The organism is Aeromicrobium sp. Root236 (assembly GCF_001428805.1).
Lineage (GTDB): Bacteria > Actinomycetota > Actinomycetes > Propionibacteriales > Nocardioidaceae > Aeromicrobium.
This window is the reverse complement of record NZ_LMIS01000001.1, coordinates 1,528,679-1,548,986: the sequence shown is the minus strand read 5'-3', so window position 1 is coordinate 1,548,986 and position 20,308 is coordinate 1,528,679. Positions and strand designations below refer to the sequence as shown.

The 20,308-nt window shown below is 69.3% G+C and carries 19 protein-coding genes; 10 read left to right on the top strand and 9 right to left on the bottom strand.

What is annotated here, in order from left to right; all coding sequences use genetic code 11:
- Positions 1-104: 104 nt before the first annotated feature.
- The gene (locus tag ASE12_RS07765; protein ID WP_056399014.1) at positions 105-914 is read right to left on the bottom strand and encodes an ABC transporter permease; all 810 of its coding nucleotides are present in this window, start codon (positions 912-914) and stop codon (positions 105-107) included.
- Entirely contained in the window at positions 911-1,888 is a 978-nt protein-coding gene (locus ASE12_RS07760) for an ATP-binding cassette domain-containing protein (protein WP_056399012.1), read from the bottom strand. Before ASE12_RS07760 ends, ASE12_RS07765 begins: the two co-directional genes overlap by 4 nt.
- A 104-nt stretch (positions 1,889-1,992) precedes the next feature.
- Between ASE12_RS07760 and ASE12_RS07755 the strand changes: the two genes are divergently transcribed.
- On the top strand, positions 1,993-3,687 hold the full coding sequence (locus ASE12_RS07755) for a sodium:proton antiporter (protein ID WP_056399010.1): 1,695 nt from the start codon (positions 1,993-1,995) through the stop codon (positions 3,685-3,687).
- A gap of 39 nt (positions 3,688-3,726) precedes the next feature.
- Entirely contained in the window at positions 3,727-5,163 is a 1,437-nt protein-coding gene (gene zwf / locus ASE12_RS07750) for a glucose-6-phosphate dehydrogenase (protein WP_056399008.1), read from the top strand.
- Here the strand turns inward: zwf and ASE12_RS20010 are convergent, their stop codons facing one another.
- The 3 genes from ASE12_RS20010 to ASE12_RS07740 are packed head-to-tail and all read right to left on the bottom strand — an operon-like array spanning position 5,164 to position 6,201.
- Positions 5,164-5,328, bottom strand: a complete 165-nt coding sequence (locus ASE12_RS20010; RefSeq protein WP_157412850.1) for a hypothetical protein — start codon at positions 5,326-5,328, stop codon at positions 5,164-5,166.
- Positions 5,329-5,371: 43 nt separating this feature from the next.
- On the bottom strand, positions 5,372-5,728 hold the full coding sequence (locus tag ASE12_RS07745) for a GntR family transcriptional regulator (RefSeq protein WP_056399005.1): 357 nt from the start codon (positions 5,726-5,728) through the stop codon (positions 5,372-5,374).
- Positions 5,725-6,201: a GNAT family N-acetyltransferase gene (locus ASE12_RS07740; protein ID WP_157412849.1), complete on the bottom strand. Its 477-nt coding sequence runs from the start codon at positions 6,199-6,201 to the stop codon at positions 5,725-5,727. Before ASE12_RS07740 ends, ASE12_RS07745 begins: the two co-directional genes overlap by 4 nt.
- A 31-nt stretch (positions 6,202-6,232) precedes the next feature.
- Between ASE12_RS07740 and ASE12_RS07735 the strand changes: the two genes are divergently transcribed.
- A complete protein-coding gene (locus ASE12_RS07735) occupies positions 6,233-7,141 on the top strand; it encodes a hypothetical protein (protein ID WP_157412848.1) in 909 nt (302 codons plus the stop codon).
- Between the two features lie 54 nt (positions 7,142-7,195).
- Complete coding sequence (gene pcrA / locus ASE12_RS07730; protein WP_056398998.1) at positions 7,196-9,565, top strand: DNA helicase PcrA; 2,370 nt, start codon at positions 7,196-7,198, stop codon at positions 9,563-9,565.
- A 62-nt stretch (positions 9,566-9,627) separates the two neighbouring features.
- Here the strand turns inward: pcrA and ASE12_RS07725 are convergent, their stop codons facing one another.
- Positions 9,628-10,560 carry a DUF559 domain-containing protein gene (locus ASE12_RS07725; protein WP_082582148.1) on the bottom strand — a complete coding sequence of 311 codons (933 nt, stop codon included), beginning with the start codon at positions 10,558-10,560 and terminating at the stop codon, positions 9,628-9,630.
- Positions 10,561-10,734: 174 nt separating this feature from the next.
- Positions 10,735-11,532, bottom strand: a complete 798-nt coding sequence (locus ASE12_RS07720; RefSeq protein ID WP_157412846.1) for a M23 family metallopeptidase — start codon at positions 11,530-11,532, stop codon at positions 10,735-10,737.
- 161 nt (positions 11,533-11,693) lie between these two features.
- Between ASE12_RS07720 and ASE12_RS07715 the strand changes: the two genes are divergently transcribed.
- Entirely contained in the window at positions 11,694-11,978 is a 285-nt protein-coding gene (locus ASE12_RS07715) for a cobalamin B12-binding domain-containing protein (protein WP_056398991.1), read from the top strand.
- Here the strand turns inward: ASE12_RS07715 and ASE12_RS07710 are convergent.
- A complete protein-coding gene (locus ASE12_RS07710) occupies positions 11,935-12,825 on the bottom strand; it encodes an alpha/beta fold hydrolase (RefSeq protein ID WP_056398990.1) in 891 nt (296 codons plus the stop codon). The genes ASE12_RS07715 and ASE12_RS07710 overlap by 44 nt on opposite strands.
- Before the next feature lie 142 nt (positions 12,826-12,967).
- Between ASE12_RS07710 and sucC the strand changes: the two genes are divergently transcribed.
- Positions 12,968-14,134: an ADP-forming succinate--CoA ligase subunit beta gene (sucC, locus tag ASE12_RS07705; RefSeq protein WP_056398989.1), complete on the top strand. Its 1,167-nt coding sequence runs from the start codon at positions 12,968-12,970 to the stop codon at positions 14,132-14,134.
- Position 14,135: 1 nt separating this feature from the next.
- Positions 14,136-15,032 (top strand): succinate--CoA ligase subunit alpha, encoded by an 897-nt coding sequence (gene sucD / locus ASE12_RS07700; protein WP_056398984.1) that lies wholly within the window; start codon positions 14,136-14,138, stop codon positions 15,030-15,032.
- A gap of 69 nt (positions 15,033-15,101) precedes the next feature.
- Here the strand turns inward: sucD and ASE12_RS07695 are convergent, their stop codons facing one another.
- The gene (locus tag ASE12_RS07695; protein ID WP_056398982.1) at positions 15,102-16,916 is read right to left on the bottom strand and encodes an RNA polymerase sigma factor; all 1,815 of its coding nucleotides are present in this window, start codon (positions 16,914-16,916) and stop codon (positions 15,102-15,104) included.
- A gap of 67 nt (positions 16,917-16,983) precedes the next feature.
- Here ASE12_RS07695 and ASE12_RS07690 point away from each other — a divergent pair, with 67 nt between their 5' ends.
- Genes ASE12_RS07690 through purH form a run of 3 tightly spaced genes read left to right on the top strand, consistent with a single transcriptional unit; the run spans position 16,984 to position 20,298 of the window.
- Entirely contained in the window at positions 16,984-18,198 is a 1,215-nt protein-coding gene (locus ASE12_RS07690) for a DUF6350 family protein (protein WP_056398980.1), read from the top strand.
- Entirely contained in the window at positions 18,092-18,748 is a 657-nt protein-coding gene (gene purN / locus ASE12_RS07685) for a phosphoribosylglycinamide formyltransferase (RefSeq protein WP_056398978.1), read from the top strand. The genes ASE12_RS07690 and purN overlap by 107 nt, the downstream gene beginning before the upstream one ends.
- The gene (purH, locus tag ASE12_RS07680; RefSeq protein ID WP_056398975.1) at positions 18,745-20,298 is read left to right on the top strand and encodes a bifunctional phosphoribosylaminoimidazolecarboxamide formyltransferase/IMP cyclohydrolase; all 1,554 of its coding nucleotides are present in this window, start codon (positions 18,745-18,747) and stop codon (positions 20,296-20,298) included. Before purN ends, purH begins: the two co-directional genes overlap by 4 nt.
- Positions 20,299-20,308: the final 10 nt, after the last annotated feature.

The following is a 20,308-nucleotide window of genomic DNA, read 5'->3' as shown; positions in this document are numbered from 1 at the left end:
CTTCACGGACGACGATGGGCGACCAGCTCACCGCCCCAGGAACGGAGCGGTGAACCAATCGCCCATCAGGCGGGTGGAAGGGCGACTGACTCACCGCCCAGGGGTCAGGCCTTGGTGCGGTACGCCCTGACGGCCAGCGGTGCGAACACCGCGAGGATCAGGCCGGCGGTGCCGAGCGCGATGAACGCGTCCTCGGCGACCGGACCGCCCGTGAGCAGGCCGCGGACCGCGTCGGTCAGGTGGGTGACCGGGTTGACGTTGACCCAGGCCCGCAGCCAGCCGGGCATCGTGTCCGCGGAGGCGAACATGCTCGAGCCGAACGTCAGCGGGAAGAGCGCCATGAAGCCGATGCCCTGCACCGACCCGGCCTCGCGGGAGATCATGCCGAGCCAGATCGCGATCCAGCACAGGCACCAGGCGAACACGAGGACGAGCAGGCAGGCGGCGAGCACGTCGAGGATCGAGGTGCTGGTCCGGTAGCCCATCACGAAGCCCGCGATCAGGCTGATGCCGATCGTGATGCTGTAGCGAAGGCACTCGGCGATCGTCGCGCCGACCAAGGGTGCGGAGCGGGCGATCGGCAACGACTTGAACCGGTCGAACACGCCTTCCTTGATGTCGGTGTTGAGGTTGACGCCGATCGACACCGTGCTGAACAGGACGGTCTGGATCAGGATGCCGGGCAGCACGAACTGCAAGTAGTCGTGCGTCGATCCGGCGATCGCGCCGCCCAGGACGTACACGAAGATCATCAGGAACAGCACGGGCTGCAGCGTCACGTCGAAGAACTGCTCGGGGTGACGCATCATCTTCTTGATGGAGCGGCCGGCGAGGGTCAACGAGTGTCGCGCCCAGGGGAGGGACGACGGGGGACGCTGCTCGATCGAGTCGGGCAGGGTGATGGTGGTGCTCATGAGACGGGCTCCTTGTCGAGGTCGGCGGGAGCGTCATCGGGGACGCCCTTGCCGGTGAGGGTGAAGAACACCTCGTCGAGGCTCGGCAGCTTGAGGGCGATCTCCGTGACGGGGATGCCGCGGGCGGCGAGGTCGACGACGATGTCGGTGAAGTCCTTCTCGTCCTCGATCGGTGTCGTGAGCAGCCCACGGGTGGGCTCCTCGACCGGTCGGCCGGTGATCCGGCTCAGGACGGCTCGGATGTCCGCGGTGTCGCGGACGTTGGTCGGGCGCACCTGGAGGGAGCGGCCGCCGACGATCTGCTTGAGCTCGGCGGCGGTGCCGTGGGCGATGACCTTGCCGAGATCGATCACAGTGATCGCGTCGGCGAGGGCGTCGGCCTCCTCGAGGTACTGCGTGGTCAGCAGGACGCTGGTGCCCTCGGCGGTCAGCATGCGGACGAGGTTCCAGACGTCGTCCCGCTTGCCGGGGTCGAGGCCGGTGGTGGGCTCGTCGAGGAAGATCACCTCGGGCCGGCCGACGAGGCTCGCCGCCAGGTCGAGCCGGCGCCGCATGCCGCCGGAGTACGTCTTGATGCGACGGTCGGCGGCCTCGGTGAGCCCGAACTGGCCGAGCAGCTCCGTGGCCCGGGCGCGGGCGTCGGGACGGGTGAAGTCCAGGAGCCGTGCGAACAGCTCGAGGTTCTCCCGGCCGGTCAGCTGCTCGTCGACCGAGGCGTACTGCCCCGTGAGGCCGATCGATCGGCGCACGGCGGTGGGATCGAGGAGGACGTCGTGGCCTGCGACGGTCGCGTGACCGGCGTCGGGCTGCAGCAGCGTCGCGAGGATGCGGACGGCAGTGGTCTTGCCCGCACCATTGGGACCGAGGACTCCGAGGACGGAGCCTTCGGGGACGGCGAGGTCGATGCCGTCCAGAGCGATGGTGTCGCCGTAGTGCTTCGTGAGCCCTTCGGCTTTGATGGCGTAGTTGGTCATGTCAACCATCGTGGTGGCCGCCGCTTGCAGCCCACTGTCATCGCTCTGGCGACCCTGACAGCGGCTGACAGCGCGACGTCGGCCGCTGATGGAACGATTCGGGCATGGACCTCACCCTTCTGGCGATTCTCGGCGTGCTCGTGATCGTCGCCGTCTCCGGGCTGTCGCCCAAGCTCGGAATCGCCGCACCGTTGTCGCTCGTCGTCGCCGGGGTGGGACTCTCCTACCTGCCGGGGGTGCCGGCTTTCGAGATCGAGCCGGAGGTCATCCTCGCCGGCGTGCTGCCACCTCTCCTGTACGCCGCTGCGGTCAACATGCCGGTCGTCGACTTCCGCCGCGACCTCAAGTCGATCGGCGGGCTCTCGGTCTTCGTGGTGATCGCGTCATCGGTGCTGTGCGGTCTGGCGTTCGACCGGCTCATTCCCGGGATCGGGCTCGCGGAGGGCATCGCGCTTGGCGCCGTCCTGAGCCCCACCGACGCCGTGGCGACGTCGATCGTGAAGCGTACGGGCGTCGCCCCTCGGCTGGTCACGCTGCTGGACGGCGAGAGCATGCTCAACGACGCCTCGGCTCTGGTCCTCCTGCGATCGGCCATCGCGGCCACCGGGACGGGCGTCTCGATCTGGGGCGTCGCGGGCGACTTCGTGAAGGCCGTCGCGCTGGCCGTCCTGCTCGGCTTGCTGATCGGGTTCATCAGTCTCGCGGTGCGCAGGCGAGTTCATGACGCGACGCTCAACACCGCGATCTCGTTCGTGGTGCCGTTCGCGGCATACACCCCGGCGGAGCACGTCGGTGCGTCCGGCCTGGTGGCCGTGGTCGTCACGGGGCTGGTCACCGGCTACTGGGGCCAGAAGTACCTGCGCCCACAGGATCGCCGCGCGGAGGATCTCAACTGGCGCACCATCGCCTTCCTGCTCGAGGGTGGGGTGTTCCTCCTCGTGGGACTCGAGGCTCCCGGCCTGGTCGACGACTTCCGCACCGACGGTGGAGCCTGGAACCGGCTCGCGCTCGTCACGGTGACCGCGCTGGCGATCCTGCTGGTCGTGCGCGCTGCCTTCGTGGTCTACCTGCTGCTCGACCTGCGTCACGACCGCCAGCAGGCGACGGCAGGACGGGCCTCGAGACTCGACCCCGAGAACGTCCGGCTGTTGCTCGAGTCGCCCAGGGCGCGCCGGATGTCGGAGCGCCGACGGAAGGCGATCCAGCAGATGGTGGCGCGCAACCAGGCCGACATCGCCTTCTACGAGCGGGAGAAGCTCACGGGTCGTGACGGCGGGGTGCTGGTGTGGGCCGGCATGCGGGGCAGCGTCACGCTCGCCGCCGCTCAGACGCTGCCCGCAGCGACGGATCAACGACCGCTCCTGGTGCTCGTCGCCCTCGCCGTGGCCGTGTCGACGCTCGTCATCCAGGGTGGCACCTTGGCCTGGCTCGTACGTCGGCTCGGCGCCGAGGCGGATCGCGAGCAGATCAGGCGCGCGGAGATCGCGTCCCTCGCACACCTCGTGCTGGAGGTGGCAGCAGCCCGGATCGCCGAGGAGGAGCCCGGCCTCGACGCCGTCGTCGTGGCCCAGGCGCGGGCGCAGAGCGCGCCGGACAAGTTCACCCGATGGGCCGGACCTGACGGCGAGGAACGCGATCGTCGCCTGGACAGCTACCGGGCGCTCCGGCAGTCCGTGCTGTCGGACCAACGGGATGCGTTGATCGAGGCACGGGCCGAGGGGCGCTACGACTCGGCCGCGATAGCGGAGATGCTGCGCCGGGTCGACTCGGGCGAGCTCTCCCTCGCCGCCCTGGAATGAGTTCATGCACCGGCAACCTCTCAGGTCTAGCCTGAGGGAATGAACGAGCCCCACCTGATCGTGCTGTTCGGTGCCACCGGCGACCTCGCCCGCCGCAAGCTGTTGCCCGGCATCATGCACCTGCTGGAGTCCGGACTCGTGCCGGAGTCCCGGATCATCGGCGTCTCGCTCGACGACTTCGACGACGAGGGCTTCCGCGCGTTCGCCGAGAAGGCGTGCCGGGAGTTCACGACGCGGCCACTCAACGACGAGCAGTGGGCCGCGTTCGCGTCCCTGCTGACGTACGTCAACGTGAAGGCCGGCCCGGAGGCCCTGGCCGAGGCGGCCTCGGCGCTCGAGGCCGAGCTCGGCGGCACCCCGCAGCGCCTGCACTACCTGAGCGTCCCGCCCAAGGCTGCGCTCGACGTCGTGCACACGCTCGACGCTGCCAACCTGGTCGAGCGGTCGCGCATCATCATGGAGAAGCCGTTCGGCACCGACCTGGCCAGCGCCAAGGCGCTCAACTCCCAGCTCCACGAGGTGTTCGCCGAGGACCAGATCTTCCGCATCGACCACTTCCTCGGCAAGGAGGCGGCGCTCAACATCCTGGCGTTCCGCTTCGCCAACGGCCTGTTCGAACCGATCTGGAACCGCAACTTCATCGACCACGTGCAGATCGACGTGCCCGAGACGCTGTCGGTCGAGGGCCGGTCGGCGTTCTACGAGGGCACCGGCGCGTTCAAGGACATGGTCGTCACGCACCTGTTCCAGGTCTTGGCGTTCATGGCGATGGAGCCGCCGACGTCGCTCGACTCGGACTCCATCAGCGAGGAGAAGAACAAGGTCTTCCGCCAGATGCTCCCGCTCGACCCGCACCACGTCGTACGCGGGCAGTACCAGGGCTATCGCGACGAGGACGGCGTCGCCGCCGACTCCGAGACCGACACGTTCGTCGCCCTCAAGGCCGAGATCGACAACTGGCGCTGGGCCGGCGTGCCGTTCTACCTGCGTACCGGCAAGAAGCTCGCCGAGGGGGCCCGCATCATCTCGATCGCGTTCCGCGAGCCGCCCAAGAGCATGTTCCCCGCCGGCTCGGGTGTCGGCCTCGCGGGCCCGGACCACCTGACGTTCGACCTCGCCGACTCGTCCAAGATGTCGCTCTCGTTCTACGGCAAGCGGCCCGGGCCGGGCATGCGGCTCGACAAGCTCAGCATGCAGTTCGCGATGCAGGAGACCGAACGGGCCGGCGAGGTCCTCGAGGCGTACGAGCGGCTGATCTACGACGCGATGCGGGGGGAGCGCACGCTGTTCACGACCGCCGAGGGCATCGAGCGGCTGTGGGAGATCTCCGAGCCGCTGCTCGCCGATCCGCCACCCGTGCGGCCCTACTCGGGCGGCACGTGGGGACCCAACGCCGTGCACCAGCTCATCGCGCCGCGCGCGTGGCGGCTGCCGTTCGAACGTACGTGGCGGCGGCCCAACACGATGGCGGAGTGACTACTCCCTGTTGTCGAGCTTGTCCTGCACGTCGTGGCCGGGCAGGCGCGGGGAGCGCTGGCGCGTACGGTCGCTGCTGCCGTAGCCGCTGAGGGCCAGGCCCATCAGGGCGATGCCGCCGATGAACAGCAGCCCGACGACCAGAGTGAAGTGTTCGTGGGACATGGGGTGCACCCGAACACGGTAGCCCCGCAGGCTGAGACTCCTCTCAGGGAGTCCAGCTCTTCTCGACGAGCCGGATCGCCTCGTCGAGCGACAGGCCCTGCGTGCGCGCCAGCCGGGCGTACGTCTGGGCGCCGGCCTCCGCCTCGGCATCCTGGAGCCTGCGGCTCGCGATGAACGTGCCTCGTCGTCCGTGCGTCTCGATCACGCCGTCGCCCTCGAGTGCCCGGTAGGCCTTGGCGACGGTGTTGGCGGCCAGCCCGAGGTCGGTGGCGAGCTGGCGTACGGTCGGCAGCTTGTGGCCGGCGGGAAGGGTTCCTGTCGCGGCGCCCTCGGCGATCTGCCGGCGCACCTGCTCGTACGGCGGCTCGTGGCTCGAGGCATCGATCGTGGCAAGACTCATGTGGCGGGCCTCGTGAGGCGCATGACCTCGAACGTCCCACCGGCGACCGTGACGCTGTAGCGGAGCTGCTCGGCGAAGCCCTGCCCGGTGTAGAAGGCAACCCCCACGGAGTTGTCGGCGTAGACCTCGACGCTGTGTGCCCCGGCGCCACCGTCGACGTGCGACAGGAGGCTGGGACCGAGTCCGCGTCCCTGGGCCTCGGGCGCGACGTACAGCATCTCGACCACGTCCTCGCGGGCACCGACGAAGCCGAGGGGCTCGCCGCCCGACTCGGCGACCCACACGTCCATCGAGGGGAGCAGCAGGTCGCGTACGCGGGGGCGTTGCTGGGCGAAGACCTCGTCGTCCATGAACGCATGACTCGACCGGGCGGAGCGTTCCCAGAGGTCGGTCAGGGCGTCGAAGTCGGCCTCGCCCGCCGTCCGGATGTCGACCGTGCCGTCCATGGCACGCGAGTCTACGTTTCCGGTCACGGCGACGTCCTGTCGCGACTACGCTTTCCTGGTGATGACTCGGGTGCTGCGCTACGCGGCGTTGTTGATCGCGGCAGCCGGGCTGTCGGGCTGCGTGTTCGTGCCGGCACTGGTCCCGTCCGACGACGCGTCGACCTCGCCGGCGGAGACGGCCAAGACCGCGACGACGCGGTCGCCGGACGTCTCCACGGCTCGAGTCGCACTGTCGGCCGCCAACAAGCGGCTCACGGTGATCAACGAGGGCAGCTACACGCTGTGGCTGACCGCCAAGGAGGCGGGCGAGTCGAAGCGCTCGTACTTCATGCGCACCAAGACGCAGTACGACCAGTCACGCGGCATGGTGGCGGCGACGATCGAGGCGGGCGGCGGCACGGTCAAGGTGCGCATCCTCGAGTCCGAGGGGGTCTTCATCAAGCTCGCGTTCGGCGACAAGGGCGAGAAGTGCTGGTATCGCACGTCGGTCAAGTCCTTCAGGTCGCTCCCCGGGGTGCCGTTCGCGTACGACCTGGAGAAGGGCTCGGCGTTCGCCACGATGATGGCCAAGGGCCGCGCCGTGTCGATCAGGCCCGACCCGGACTACCCCAGCACGCGGATCGTACGGATCCGGTCGTCGGTCCTCGACGTCATGCGCGTCGCGCTGCCGGCGATCACCGGCCAGTACGCGTACGACGTCAAGGGCATCAAGACGCGCATGGACGTCGACGTCTACCTCTACGGCAGCGAGGTGAGCGCGATCGACTTCGACCTGACGCCGGTGCTGGACGCGCTCGACGACGCCGGTCTGGCCGAGGCCGCCGATCTGCCCGACCTCGACCTCATCCGCGCGGGCAAGCCGCGGGGCCACCTCGACCTCGGTGACATGAAGGACTCGTTCAAGGTGGAGGTGCCCGGAGCGGTGTGCCCGCCGGGCGGCCCCGTACCCGATTTCTCCGAGGTCTGACGCGCCCCTCCGGCCGCGGCAGTGTCGGCTCCGGCAACTAGGCTGGGAGGCACGATGACATTGCCGTTCCCTGTGCCCGCCGCCGCTCCGGACAAGCCCGCCGACAAGCGGCGCCCCCGCTCGGAGACCCTCCTCGAGGGGCTCAACGAGGCTCAGCAGGCGGCCGTGTCGCACCCGGGTGGGCCGCTGCTGGTCGTCGCCGGTGCCGGGTCGGGCAAGACGCGCGTGCTGACCCGTCGCGTCGCGTGGCTGATCGCTGCGCGCGGAGCCCACCCCGGATCGATCCTGGCGATCACGTTCACCAACAAGGCCGCCGCCGAGATGCGCGAGCGCGTCGCCGACCTCGTGGGGCCTCGTGCCCGCATGATGTGGGTTTCGACGTTCCACTCCGCGTGCGTACGCATCCTCCGCCGCGAGGCGACCCGGTTCGGGTTCACGTCGTCCTTCACGATCTACGACGCCGCCGACCAGCGCCGGCTCATGACGCTGGTCTGCCGCGACATGGACCTCGACCCCAAGCGGATCAACCCGCGTGCGGTGCTCAACTGGATCTCCAACCTCAAGAACGAGCTCGTCGACCACGAGTCGGCGGCGGGCCGCGCCGACAACCCCACCGAGGAGATCTACGCCGAGGCCTACAAGACCTATCAGGCGCGCCTGCAGGCGGCCAACGCGATGGACTTCGACGACCTCATCATGAACACGGTCCACCTGCTCCAGGCCTGGCCCGACGTCCGTGAGACCTATCGGCGACGGTTCCGGCACATCCTGGTCGACGAGTACCAGGACACCAACCACGCGCAGTACCAGCTCATCAAGGAGCTGACCGACGAGGAGTCCGACCTGCTCGTCGTAGGCGACTCCGACCAGTCGATCTACGCGTTCCGGGGCGCCAACATCCGCAACATCCTCGAGTTCGAGGACGACTTCCCCAACGCGGCGACGATCCTGCTCGAGCAGAACTACCGGTCGACCCAGACGATCCTGTCGGCGGCCAACGCCGTCATCAGCCGCAACGAGGGCCGCAAGGACAAGCAGCTGTGGTCCGCCGAGGGCGACGGCGAGAAGATCGTCGGCTACGTCGGCGACGACGAGCGCGACGAGGCCCAGTTCATCGCCGACGAGATCGACAAGCTGGGCGACGAGGGCGTCGCGGCCGCCAAGGACGTCGCGATCTTCTATCGCACCAACGCCCAGAGCCGCGTGTTCGAGGAGGTCTTCATCCGCGTCGGCCTGCCCTATCGCGTCGTCGGTGGGGTCAGGTTCTACGAGCGCAAGGAGATCAAGGACGCGCTGGCGTACGTGCGGGTGCTGGTCAACCCGCGCGACGCGGTCTCGCTGCGCCGCATCATCAACGAGCCCAAGCGGGGCATCGGCGAGCGGGCCGAAGCCGCGATCCAGCGCCTGGCCACCGCCGAGGACATCAGCTTCTGGGAGGCGCTCACGCGTGCCGACGAGGCCACCGACCTCGCGACCCGTTCGCTCAACGCGATCCAGTCCTTCACGGCCACGATGGCCGAGCTCATGACGATGGCCGAGTCGGGTGCTCCTGCCGATGCCGTGCTCGAGGCTGCGCTGACCCGCAGCGGCTACCTGTCGACGCTCGAGCAGAGCACGGACCCGCAGGACGAGACACGGGTCGAGAACCTCGCCGAGCTCGTCGCGGTCGCCCGGGAGTTCGTGGTGGGCGCAAGCACGGTCGCCGACACGCTGCTTGAGGAGCAGGGCGTCGAGGTCGTCGACGAGGAGCCCTCGGAGGCCGTCGACGCGATCTCCGACGACCCCGACCTCGCGGCCGGGTCGCTCGGCGCGTTCCTCGAACAGGTCGCACTGGTGGCCGACGCCGACCAGATCCCCGACGAGGGCGACGGCGTCGTGACCCTCATGACGCTGCACACCGCCAAGGGCCTCGAGTTCCCGGTCGTGTTCCTCACGGGCCTCGAGGACGGCGTGTTCCCGCACATGCGCTCCCTCGCCGACACCAAGGAGCTCGAGGAGGAGCGCCGCCTCGCCTACGTCGGCATCACCCGGGCCCGCACCCGCCTCTACGTCACCCGGGCCGCGACCCGCTCGGCCTGGGGCGCTCCGTCCTACAACCCGCCGTCGCGGTTCCTCGACGAGCTGCCCGAGGCGTTGGTCGACTGGCGCCGGGTCGCGTCGCCGCCCACGCAGTGGACGCCCAGCTCCCCGTCGGCGACGGCGCAGTCGTCGTTCCGGTCCTCCAACGTCGCCGCGCGCTCCAAGCGGGCGACCCGCGAGGTCGTGTCATTGTCGGCCGGCGATCGCGTCAGCCACGACAGCTTCGGCCTCGGCACCGTGATCGCGGTCGAGGGCCAGGGCGAGAAGTCGGTCGCCTCCGTCGACTTCGGCTCTCAAGGCGTCAAGCGACTCCTCCTCCGCTACGCCCCCGTCGAAAAGCTCTAACCTCCGCCCCCGCGATTTGTGACGTTCTGCACGGGTCTGTCCGGTGCGCGCGGTGGAGATCGTCACAAATCGCGGAGGGTACGTATCGCGGCCCGGTTGTACGTCGGGGCCGGGCCGTCATAGCCGGCAGCGGTCAGTGCCTGCCAGATCCGCGCGACCACGCTCGTCGGGTGCTTCATGTCCTCGCTCACGATCACGATGACTCGCCAGCCAGCGGCTTCGAGCCGCTCCCTTCGGAGAAGGTCCTTGCGGCGCTGACCCGCATCGCGGTCGTGATGCCAGCCGTCGTACTCGATCACGATCTTCCAGCGCCGATAGACGAGATCTCCGCGCGCCAGGAAGTCGCCCTCGTCGTCACGAATGACGGCGTTCGTCTCAGGTTCGGGGAGGCGACACGCGACGAGCGTCAGTCGGAGATCTGTTTCGCGCACCGAGTCCACCCGCTCTCGTACGAGGGCTGCAGACGAACGGGCTTTGACGACTCCGTCGAGGTGGCGATGGTTGGCGTAGTCTTGGACGGTCGGCGGGGACGTGACGCCCAGCCTCACGAGCCAGTCCCCGGCCCGGACGAGCTCGACAGCGTTCAGGAGCGTCCCGCAGTCGACGAGGGTCCGATCCGGACCGAGGACCCTCACGTCCTGCACGACGTTGGGGTGGAGCCGCCCGAGACGTCGATGCAGACGAACACCTTTGAGCCGCGTCTGGGACGTCGTGTTGGTCGAGTAGTGCCGCGGCCACGAGGGCCCGACTGTCACGCCATACCAGTGGAGCGCCGTGATGTGACTGACGCAGGCGTCGGAAGGGAGTGCGAGCAGGTCAGCAGCAACGAGAATCTCGAGGGTCTGTTCGATGTGCGCCTCGAGATAGATGCCCGGATGAATCATGGCGAACCGTCGACTCTGGAGCATTCGGCGGGTCAGCCCAGCCGACAATGCCTCTACCACCGTGAACGGTCTGCCGCGAAGTGCTGCCGGTACGGGCTGTCGAGGGGCCATGAGAGCCACGATGACGATCGTGGCGGAGTCCCGAGCCGCACGAATCGCCGACTGTGGACAACCGAGCGTCTGGGCTCGAGGCTGTGGACCGCGCGATTTGTGACCATCTGCCCCATCCGAGCGGCTGCGACCGGTGCAAACCGTCACAAATCGCGGAGGAGAGTGGGGGGAGGGTCAGGGGTTGACGCTGTGCTGGCGCAGGACCGGCTCGGGGTCGACCGCGACGCCGCCGCCCGGGTGCACCTCGAGGTGCAGGTGGGGTCCGGTGACGTTGCCGGTCGAGCCGGTGTAGCCGATGACCTGGTTGGGCTCGACGGTCTGGCCGACCTTGACCGCGATGCGGCTCTGGTGGCAGTACCAGATGTCGGTGCCGTCGCGGAGGGTGATGACGGTGCGGTTGCCGTAGGCGCCCTCGTAGCCCGTCGACTTCACGACGCCCGCGGCGACCGACACGATCGTCGAGCCCGACGGGCCGGCGAAGTCGAGGCCGGTGTGGACCGTGGACCACAGGCCGCTGCGCTGACCGAACCGCGCCGTGAGGTGGTAGCCGGTGACCGGGAGGACCCACTGGTTGCGCAGCAGCGTGTCGGCCGCGTTCTGGGTCTTGGCGCGAAGATCGGCCTTGGCGATCAGGGCCTGCTGGGTCTGGATCTTGATCTGCTTGGTCGTCAGCGCGCGGTCGAAGCTGCGGCTGATGTCGACCTTGCCGTTGGCGGCGGCGTCATCCGCGCCGACATAGCTCTGCGAGATCGTCTGGTACTTGTCGTTGGCCAGCGAGTCGCCGTCACCCGAGCTGCCGATGATCGTGGAACCAAAAGCAGCCAGGACCAGGATGAATGCACCGGCCATGGCTGGGGTAGGGGTGAAGCTGCGCTTGCGGGTCTTGCGCCGCTGAGCGGTCCGCTTGCCCGGTGTTCGCTTGAGGGTCTCCTGGCGTACATCCAGTCGGCGTTTAGGCGCAGACGAAGACACGCAAAAAACCTCCGGAGAAGTGACGACAGGACTCGGGAAGCCTAGCCCAAGGGACGGGCCGAGCGAAACCGAATTGGCGCTTTCCACAACAAATGCCAGGGATCTCGCCTGAAATGTCGACAAAATGTGACGACGTTCACGCTTGTGGGACCATCGATCTCATGGTAAGACAGCGTGTCGTCCTCGGGTCGATCGGCGATGACGAGCGGGCCAGCGCCATGGCCAGACGGCTGCGCGACGAGGGCCAGGAGGTCGTGTACGTCGGTGGTCACCAGACGCCGGAGCAGCTCGCTCGCACCGTGATCGCGGAGGACGTGGCGACGATCCTGGTCGACGGCGACGACAACGCGGTGGCCCGCATCGCCGAGCTGTGCCGCGAGCTCGGCGCGGAGGACGTCGTCGTCACGCCTCTCGACGTACGTCCTGGCGCGCCTCGATCTCCGTGACGAACGCGCGCACGGCGTCGGCGACGACGCCGGGCTGCGACTGCGGGACCCAGTGGCCCGCGACCACGTCGACCCGGCGCACGTCCGGCGCGTACGCGGCGACGTCGGCGTAGACCGCGGGGGAGAGGAACGCGTCCTTGGTCGGCACGACCAGCTGCACCGGGACGCTCGTCGTGCTGCGGCGAAAGCTCAGCCCGTTGGCCCGGTAGAGGTTGACGCCGTTGCGGAAGTCGTCCTCGAACGTCTCACCCCAGTGCCCCTCACCGATCCGCTGGCCGCGAGCGAGCGCCCTGCGGAGCCGGCGGCCGAACCGGCGGGCTGCGATCTCGGGCAGCCGCGGGGTCTGGAACGCCACGACGTACCAGGACTGGATCGCCTGGCGGCCCACGGCGGCGAACCGCCTGCGCGCCAGCCCGTCGCGGAAGAAGTTGCCGTAGATCTCCAGGCCGGGCCCGCTGATCGACGTGTACGACGCCAGGCGCCCCGTGAGGCGGGCGTCGGACGACTCCCGCATGACCGCCGCCCACGACTGGATCGAGCCCCAGTCGTGGCCCACCAGGTGCACAGGACCGCCGTCAGGTCGCACGTGGTCGATCACCGCCGCGAGGTCGCCGACGAGCTTGCTCATGCGGTAGCCCGAGCGGGTGGCCGGAGCGGTCGACCCACCGGCACCGCGTACGTCGTAGGTCACGACGCGGTGGTCCGGTGCGAGCAGGGCGACGACGGGGTCCCAGACGTGCTGGTTGTCGGGGAACCCGTGGACCAGCACGACGGTGGGCCCGCGATCGGCGCCCTGGACGCGTACGTGCAGCTGGACGTCGGACGACGCGATCGTCTCGGCGGTCATCGAGTTCTCCCGGGGAAGTGCGTGTGACGAAGCCAACGCGCGTTAACAGTCAGTTAAGGGCTAGAGTCGCAAAGGCTCAATTGCTGTCGGCCACCGGCCGGCTGCTGAGCGTATCGGACGTCAACAGAGGACGGACTCCACCGTGGACTTGATGGAATACCAGGCGAAGGAGCTCTTCGCCAAGCACGATGTACCGGTCACCCTGGGCATCGTTGCCAACACACCGGACGAGGCGAAGGTCGCAGCTGAGCAGCTGGGCGTCGTCGTCGTCAAGGCACAGGTCAAGGCCGGCGGTCGCGGCAAGGCCGGCGGCGTCAAGCTCGCCAAGACCCCCGACGAGGCCTACGAGCACGCGTCGAACATCCTGGGCATGGAGATCAAGGGCCTGACGGTCAACCGGGTGCTCATCGCCCCGGCCGCCAGCATCCAGGAGGAGTACTACTTCTCCTTCCTGCTCGACCGCGCCAACCGCAGCTACCTCTGCATCGCCAGCGTCGAGGGCGGTGTCGAGATCGAAGAGGTCGCCAAGACCAACCCCGACGCCGTCAAGCAGATCCCGATCGACGCCGGCACCGGCGTCGACGAGGCCAAGGCCCGCGAGATCGTCGCTGAGGCAGGCTTCCCCGAGGCCCTCGTCGAGCAGGCTGTCACGACGGTCCTGACGCTGTGGAAGGTCTTCGTCGAGGAGGACGCCACCCTGGTCGAGGTCAACCCGCTCGCCCGGCTCGAGGGCGACGTCCTCGAGGCGCTGGACGGCAAGGTCTCGCTCGACGAGAACGCCGAGTTCCGTCACGAGGACCACGCCGCGTTCGAGGACAAGGCTGCGGCCGACCCCCTCGAGGCGAAGGCCAAGGAGAAGGGCCTCAACTACGTCAAGCTCGACGGCGAGGTCGGCATCATCGGCAACGGCGCGGGACTCGTCATGAGCACCCTCGACGTCGTCGCGTACGCCGGTGAGAAGCACGGCGGCGTCAAGCCCGCCAACTTCCTCGACATCGGCGGCGGAGCCTCGGCGCAGGTCATGGCCGACGGCCTCGACGTGATCCTCAACGACGCGCAGGTCAAGAGCGTGTTCGTCAACGTCTTCGGCGGCATCACGTCGTGCGACGCGGTCGCCAACGGCATCGTCGGCGCGCTGGACATCCTCGGCGACGAGGCGTCCAAGCCGCTGGTCGTACGCCTCGACGGCAACAACGTCGAAGAGGGTCGCCGCATCCTCAACGAGAAGAACCATCCACTCGTGACGCTCGTCGACACGATGGACGGCGCGGCTGACCGCGCTGCCGAGCTTGCGAACGCAGGAGCCTGACATGTCGATCTTCCTCAACAAGGACTCCAAGGTCATCGTCCAGGGCATCACCGGCGGTGAAGGCACCAAGCACACCGCCCTGATGCTCAAGGCCGGCACCGACGTCGTCGGCGGCGTCAACGCCCGCAAGGCCGGCACGACCGTCGAGCACACCGACGCCGACGGCAACACCGTCGAGCTGCCGGTCTTCGGCACCGTCGCCGAGGCCATCGAGAAGACGGGCGCCGACGTGTCGGTCGCCTTCGTCCCGCCGGCGTTCACCAAGGACGCCGTCATCGAGGCCATCGACGCCGAGATCGGCCTGCTGGTCATCATCACCGAGGGCGTCCCGGTGCAGGACAGCGCCGAGTTCTGGGCGTACGCGCAGGGCAAGAAGACGCGCATCATCGGCCCCAACTGCCCCGGCATCATCACGCCGGGCGAGGCGCTCGCGGGCATCACGCCGGCGACGATCTCGGGCACGGGTCCGATCGGCCTCGTGTCGAAGTCGGGCACGCTGACCTACCAGATGATGTTCGAGCTGCGTGACTACGGCTTCACGACGGCGATCGGCATCGGTGGTGACCCGATCATCGGCACGACGCACATCGACGCCCTCGAGGCGTTCGAGGCCGACCCCGACACCAAGGCGATCGTCATGATCGGCGAGATCGGCGGCGACGCCGAGGAGAAGGCTGCGGCCTACATCCAGGCGCACGTCACCAAGCCCGTCGTCGGCTACGTCGCCGGGTTCACCGCTCCCGAGGGCAAGACGATGGGCCACGCCGGCGCCATCGTCGCCGACGGTGCGGGCACCGCGCAGGGCAAGAAGGAAGCCCTCGAGGCGGCGGGCGTCAAGGTCGGCAAGACGCCGTCCGAGACCGCCGAGCTCATGCGGGAGATCCTCAAGGGCCTCTGAGCCTCACGACGAAGCCCCCTTCGCCTTCGGGCGGAGGGGGCTTTCGTCATCTCACCTCGCGGCGGGTTGCTACTTGGCGTACTTGAGTCGTGTCGCGGCCCGGACAGCCATCGCCTCGAACGTCTTCTGGGTGATGTCGTACTTGCTGGCCGGGGTGAACGTCACCTGCGCGACGTCGGCGCCGCTGCGGATCAGCGACATGCGGTAGTAGGCCCGGTCGCCCTTGGTGACCTCGACGCTGACCCGCCAGACCTCGCCGGAGTAGCGCGACGTCTTGAACGACTGGTGCTGGTCGATCCTGGCCGAGAGGTTCTTGTCGGGGCACGCGTCGAGGCGCTTGCTGACCTTGGCGACGAACGCCTTGGCCTTGGCCGTCGACGAGAAGCGGCCGACGGTCTCGGCCACACCGAATTGCTTGGGCAGCGTCGCGGGGGCCTGGTAGAGCACGTAGATGCGGGCGCCGGCGCGCTGCACGTCCTTGCCGGTGAAGCTGGCGTTGTCGCACTGGGTCGCTGCCGGGTTGGTCTTGGCCGAGACCGAGGCGCCTGCCCAGACCTTGTCGATGTTGCGGATCGGCGGCAGGTCGACGATGCCGAGGAACGACGGCGCGTCGGAGGTGGGAGGCGGGTCGGTGCGCCGCACCGTGATCGTGTCGTCGCACTCGCCGCCGCTGTCCTTGCAGACCTTGGCGACCGAGTCGTTGAGCGTACGAGCGAACGTCTGGATGCTCGGTCCGCTCGCGCCGTCGGCCTCGTGGACCAGCGTGCTGGTCACCGTGCCGGAGTGGCTGAAACCGACGGTGAACGTACGTTCGGGGGAGCGGTGGGAGCGCAGCCGCAGGATCTGGAAGTCACCGAAGTTGCGCTTCACGGTGTAGGCCGCGACCAGCTGGACCCGCGGGTGCTCGCAGTCGGAGTACCACTGCACGAGCCGGGCGTACGTCTTGGTGGCGATGTCGTCGCTGCGGGAGACCTCGATGGCCTGCGCCACACGCTCGTCGGCGAGCCCGGTGGCGGTGAACGTGCGGACGAAGACCTTGAGCGGGTCCTTGTCGGCGAAGCGCTTGGTGGGGCACGTGGCGTAGGGCGTGGTGTTGTCGACGTTCTCGTCGGTGCCGTCGACCTTCCACGAGCTCTCGGGGTCGAGCTGGCCGACCTGGCTGGCCGACAGCAGGTTGCCGGTGTCGATCTTCTCGGCGTCGAGCAGGACGTCGGGGCGCTCGGCGCCGATCTTCTGGCGATGCGGCAGGGCGGTGCTGCTGGCGAGCGCGTCGCCGTCGGTCGCGACGAACCCCCCGCCGAGGATCACGACGACCGCCGCGGCCACGAGCAGGACGGTGTTGCGCTGCCGGCCCCGCTTGGCGGCCGTACGGAGCGTCGACGCCGGCGGGACCTCGAGCGACGCGGTCGCCGCGGCCAGGCCGTGCATCCGGCGCTCGATCGTGTCGATGCCCTGGCGCAGCGCAGCCTCGAGCTTGGCCAGTGCGGTCGTGACGTTCTCGATGCCCTCCTCGGCGGGCACGCCCACCTCGCGGGAGGCCTCCTCGAGGTCGGTGTTGCCCAGCGTCATGAGGACGATGAGGCGGCGATCGTCGACGCTCAGCTCGGCGAGGGCCTCGAGCAGCTGGGTGTCGCTGTCCTCCTCGTGCTTGCGGCGCAGCGGGTGGGTGCCACGGCTGAGCGCTGTGAGCTTCCAGGCCTCGTTGCGGACCCAGCCGAGGGGATGGTGGTTGCGGATCTTGGTCCAGTCGCGCCACGCCCGGCGATAGGCGTCGACGGTCGCCTCGAACGCGACCTGCCGGTCTCCGCACACCGCGTAGGTGACCTGGACGGCGTCGGCGAAGGTCGAGGAGTAGAAGCTGTTGAACTCGTCGACGCGAGTCATCTCCAGCCTCCTCCTGCCGTCGGCGTGCCTGTGTGCAACGACGCAACTTTACAGGGAGGATGAACTGGTGCCCGCGCCTGTCGAGACTTCCTACCTCCGGCCGGCCTTCCTCACCGCGTTCCTGGGGGCGATCGTCTCCCTGGGCGTGTCGGCACTGTTCATCCGCGTGGCTCAGGGCTCGGCTGAACCGTCGTTCACCACGTTCGTACGCGCGACGGTCCGTGCCTGGCTGGTGTCGATGGGATCGGGCATCGACACCGGGCCGGTCACGTTCGGGCTCATCCCGGTCGGCGCCACGTTCGTCTGCATCCTGCTGGTCGCGCGCACGGCTTCGTGGGTCGTGGCCGATCCGGTCGACGAGCTCGCCGCCTATGTCGCGACCACCGCCGGCGCGTACGGCGTGATCGCCGGCATCGCCTCGGCTGCATCGGCGACCGGTGGCGTGCACACGTCGGTCATCCGCGCAGCCTTCGGCGCGTTCGTCGTCGGTGGCCTCGGGGCGGCGTGGGGCGCCATCCGCCGTCACGGTCAGGGCGACCGCTTGTGGTTCACGGCATCCGACGACATCCGCCACGCCACGCGCGCCGCGATCCCGGGGATGCTCGTCGTGCTGGCAGCCGCGGCGGCCGTGGTGCTCGTCCAGCTCCTGCGCAACCTGTCGCGCGCCGGCGACATCTGGGCGCAGCTGGACCCCGACGGTGGCGGCGTCATCGCGCTCGCGATCGCCTGCCTCCTGGCGGCGCCGACCCTCGTGCTGTGGACCGCGTCGGCCTTGATCGGGCCGGGCTTCGTGCTCGGCACCGACACGTCGGTCGACCTCACCGGCTCGCAGCTCGGCACGGTGCCGGGCTTCCCCCTGCTGGGTGCCCTGCCTCCGCCGGGGGAGTTCCCCGACTGGGTGTTCGTGCTGTGGCTCGTGCCGCTCCTCGCCGGAGTGGTGTCGGGCTGGCGCGTCGAGCTCGGCGAGCGCCAAGGACTCCTGGCCCGCGTCGCCCTGGGCGCTGCCGCGGGTGCCGTGGCGGGATTCCTCCTGGGCATCCTCGTCGGGCTCTCCGGCGGGGCGGTGGGCCCGGGTCGCATGGTCGACGCCGGACCGCCGGTGTTCACGCCTCTCCTGCTCGCCGTGCCTGCGATGGCGGTGGGCGGCGCACTCGGCGCTCTGCTCAAGCACTATCGTGGAGGCCGTGCCCCGCAGCCCCCGGACGCCAGCTCGACTGGTCGTCCTCGTCTCTGGAAGCGGCACCAATCTCCAGGCCCTGATCGACTCGTCGACGAGTCCTGACTACGGCGCCGAGATCGTCGCCGTCGGTGCCGACCGCGACGGCATCGAAGGGCTCGCGAGAGCCGAACGGCACGGGATTCCGACGTTCGTCCTGAGGACCGCGGCGTACGCCGACCGAGCCGCGTGGGACGAGGCGCTGGCCGAGACGGTCGCGTCGTACGACCCCGATTTGGTCGTGCTGGCCGGGTTCATGAAGCTCACCGGTCCGGCGTTCCTCGCCCGGTTCGGCGGGCGCACCCTCAACACCCACCCGGCCCTGTCGCCGGCGTTCCCGGGCATGCACGGTCCGCGCGACGCCCTGGCGTACGGCGTCAAGGTCACCGGGGCGACCCTGTTCGTCGTCGACGAGGGCGTCGACACCGGGCCCATCGTCGCCCAGGTCGCCGTGCCGGTGCTCGACGGCGACGACGAAGCGACGCTGCACGAACGGATCAAGACCAGTGAGCGCGCGATGCTGGTCGAGTGGGTCGGCCGGCTCGCGCGTGAAGACTTCCACCTCGACGACCGGGCCGTCGTGCTCGGTCTCGATTCCACGAAAGATGGCTCATGACAGACGTACGTCCCCTCAAGCGCGCCCTCGTCTCGGTCTACGACAAGACCGGCCTGGAGGACCTCGCCCGCGACCTGCACGCCGCCGGCGTCTCGATCGTGTCGACGGGCTCGACCGCCAAGACCATCGAGTCCGCCGGTGTGCCCGTCACGCCGGTCGAGGAGCTCACCGGCTTCCCGGAGTGCCTCGACGGGCGGGTCAAGACGCTGCACCCCCGTGTCCACGCCGGCATCCTCGCCGACCTGCGGCTCGACGACCACGTCCAGCAGCTCGCCGAGCTCGAGATCGAGCCGTTCGACCTGGTGATCGTCAACCTCTACCCGTTCCGCGACACCGTGCTGTCCGGCGCGACCCCCGACGAGTGCGTCGAGCAGATCGACATCGGCGGTCCCTCGATGGTCCGAGCCGCGGCCAAGAACCACCCCAGCGTCGCGGTCGTCGTGAGCCCCTCGGCGTACGACGAGGTGCGTGCCGCCCTCGCCGCAGGCGGGTTCACGTTCGACCAGCGCAAGCGGCTCGCCGCCCAGGCGTTCGCGCACACCGCGGCGTACGACGTCGCGGTCGCCTCGTGGTTCGCCAGCGCGTACGCCCCGTCGGAGGACGGCTGGCCGGAGTTCACGGGCGCGACGTGGGACAAGTCTGCGGTGCTGCGCTACGGCGAGAACCCGCACCAGCCGGCCGCGCTCTACCAGCACTGGCGTGGTGGCCTGGCCGCCGCCGAGCAGCTGCACGGCAAGGAGATGTCCTACAACAACTACGTCGACACCGATGCCGCGCGCCGGGCGGCGTACGACTTCGAGCTGCCTGCGGTCGCGATCATCAAGCACGCCAACCCCTGCGGCATCGCGGTCGGCGCGGACGTCGCCCAGGCACACGCCCGGGCCCACGCGTGCGACCCGGTGTCGGCCTACGGCGGCGTCATCGCGGTCAACCGGCCCGTCAGCGAGGCCATGGCGAAGCAGGTTGCCGAGGTCTTCACCGAGGTCATCGTCGCGCCCGACTACGAGGACGGCGCCCTCGAGGTGCTGCAGGCCAAGAAGAACATCCGCATCCTGCGGGTCCCCGCCGACGAGCACCCTGACCCGATCGAGTTCCGGGGCATCAGCGGCGGCGTCCTGGTTCAGCGCGTCGACCACGTCGATGCTCCCGGCGACGACCCGTCGACCTGGACGCTCGTCGCGGGGGAGCCGGCTGACGAACGTACGCTCGCCGATCTGGCGTTCGCCTGGACCGCGGTGCGCGCCGTGAAGTCCAACGCGATCCTGCTGGCCAAGGACGGCGCCTCGGTCGGCGTCGGCATGGGCCAGGTCAACCGGGTCGACTCCTGCAAGCTCGCCGTCGAGCGGGCCGGTGCCGAACGGGCGACCGGCTCGGTCGCCGCCTCCGACGCGTTCTTCCCGTTCCCCGACGGTCCGGAGATCCTGATCGCCGGTGGCGTACGCGCGATCGTGCAGCCCGGCGGCTCGATCCGCGACGACGCCGTCATCGAGGCAGCCCAGGCCGCCGGCGTGACGATGTACGTGACGGGCACCCGCCACTTCTTCCACTGACGGCGCGCGG

Excerpts from the sequence above, each read along its gene's own strand:
- ASE12_RS07765 (WP_056399014.1), bottom strand. The coding sequence starts at position 914 with ATGAGCACCACCATCACCCTGCCCGACTCGATCGAGCAGCGTCCCCCG.
- ASE12_RS07760 (WP_056399012.1), bottom strand. The coding sequence starts at position 1,888 with ATGACCAACTACGCCATCAAAGCCGAAGGGCTCACGAAGCACTACGGC.
- ASE12_RS07755 (WP_056399010.1), top strand. The coding sequence starts at position 1,993 with ATGGACCTCACCCTTCTGGCGATTCTCGGCGTGCTCGTGATCGTCGCC.
- zwf (WP_056399008.1), top strand. The coding sequence starts at position 3,727 with ATGAACGAGCCCCACCTGATCGTGCTGTTCGGTGCCACCGGCGACCTC.
- ASE12_RS20010 (WP_157412850.1), bottom strand. The coding sequence starts at position 5,328 with ATGTCCCACGAACACTTCACTCTGGTCGTCGGGCTGCTGTTCATCGGC.
- ASE12_RS07745 (WP_056399005.1), bottom strand. The coding sequence starts at position 5,728 with ATGAGTCTTGCCACGATCGATGCCTCGAGCCACGAGCCGCCGTACGAG.
- pcrA (WP_056398998.1), top strand. The coding sequence starts at position 7,196 with ATGACATTGCCGTTCCCTGTGCCCGCCGCCGCTCCGGACAAGCCCGCC.
- ASE12_RS07725 (WP_082582148.1), bottom strand. The coding sequence starts at position 10,560 with ATGGCCCCTCGACAGCCCGTACCGGCAGCACTTCGCGGCAGACCGTTC.
- ASE12_RS07715 (WP_056398991.1), top strand. The coding sequence starts at position 11,694 with ATGGTAAGACAGCGTGTCGTCCTCGGGTCGATCGGCGATGACGAGCGG.
- ASE12_RS07710 (WP_056398990.1), bottom strand. The coding sequence starts at position 12,825 with ATGACCGCCGAGACGATCGCGTCGTCCGACGTCCAGCTGCACGTACGC.
- sucD (WP_056398984.1), top strand. The coding sequence starts at position 14,136 with ATGTCGATCTTCCTCAACAAGGACTCCAAGGTCATCGTCCAGGGCATC.
- ASE12_RS07695 (WP_056398982.1), bottom strand. The coding sequence starts at position 16,916 with ATGACTCGCGTCGACGAGTTCAACAGCTTCTACTCCTCGACCTTCGCC.
- purH (WP_056398975.1), top strand. The coding sequence starts at position 18,745 with ATGACAGACGTACGTCCCCTCAAGCGCGCCCTCGTCTCGGTCTACGAC.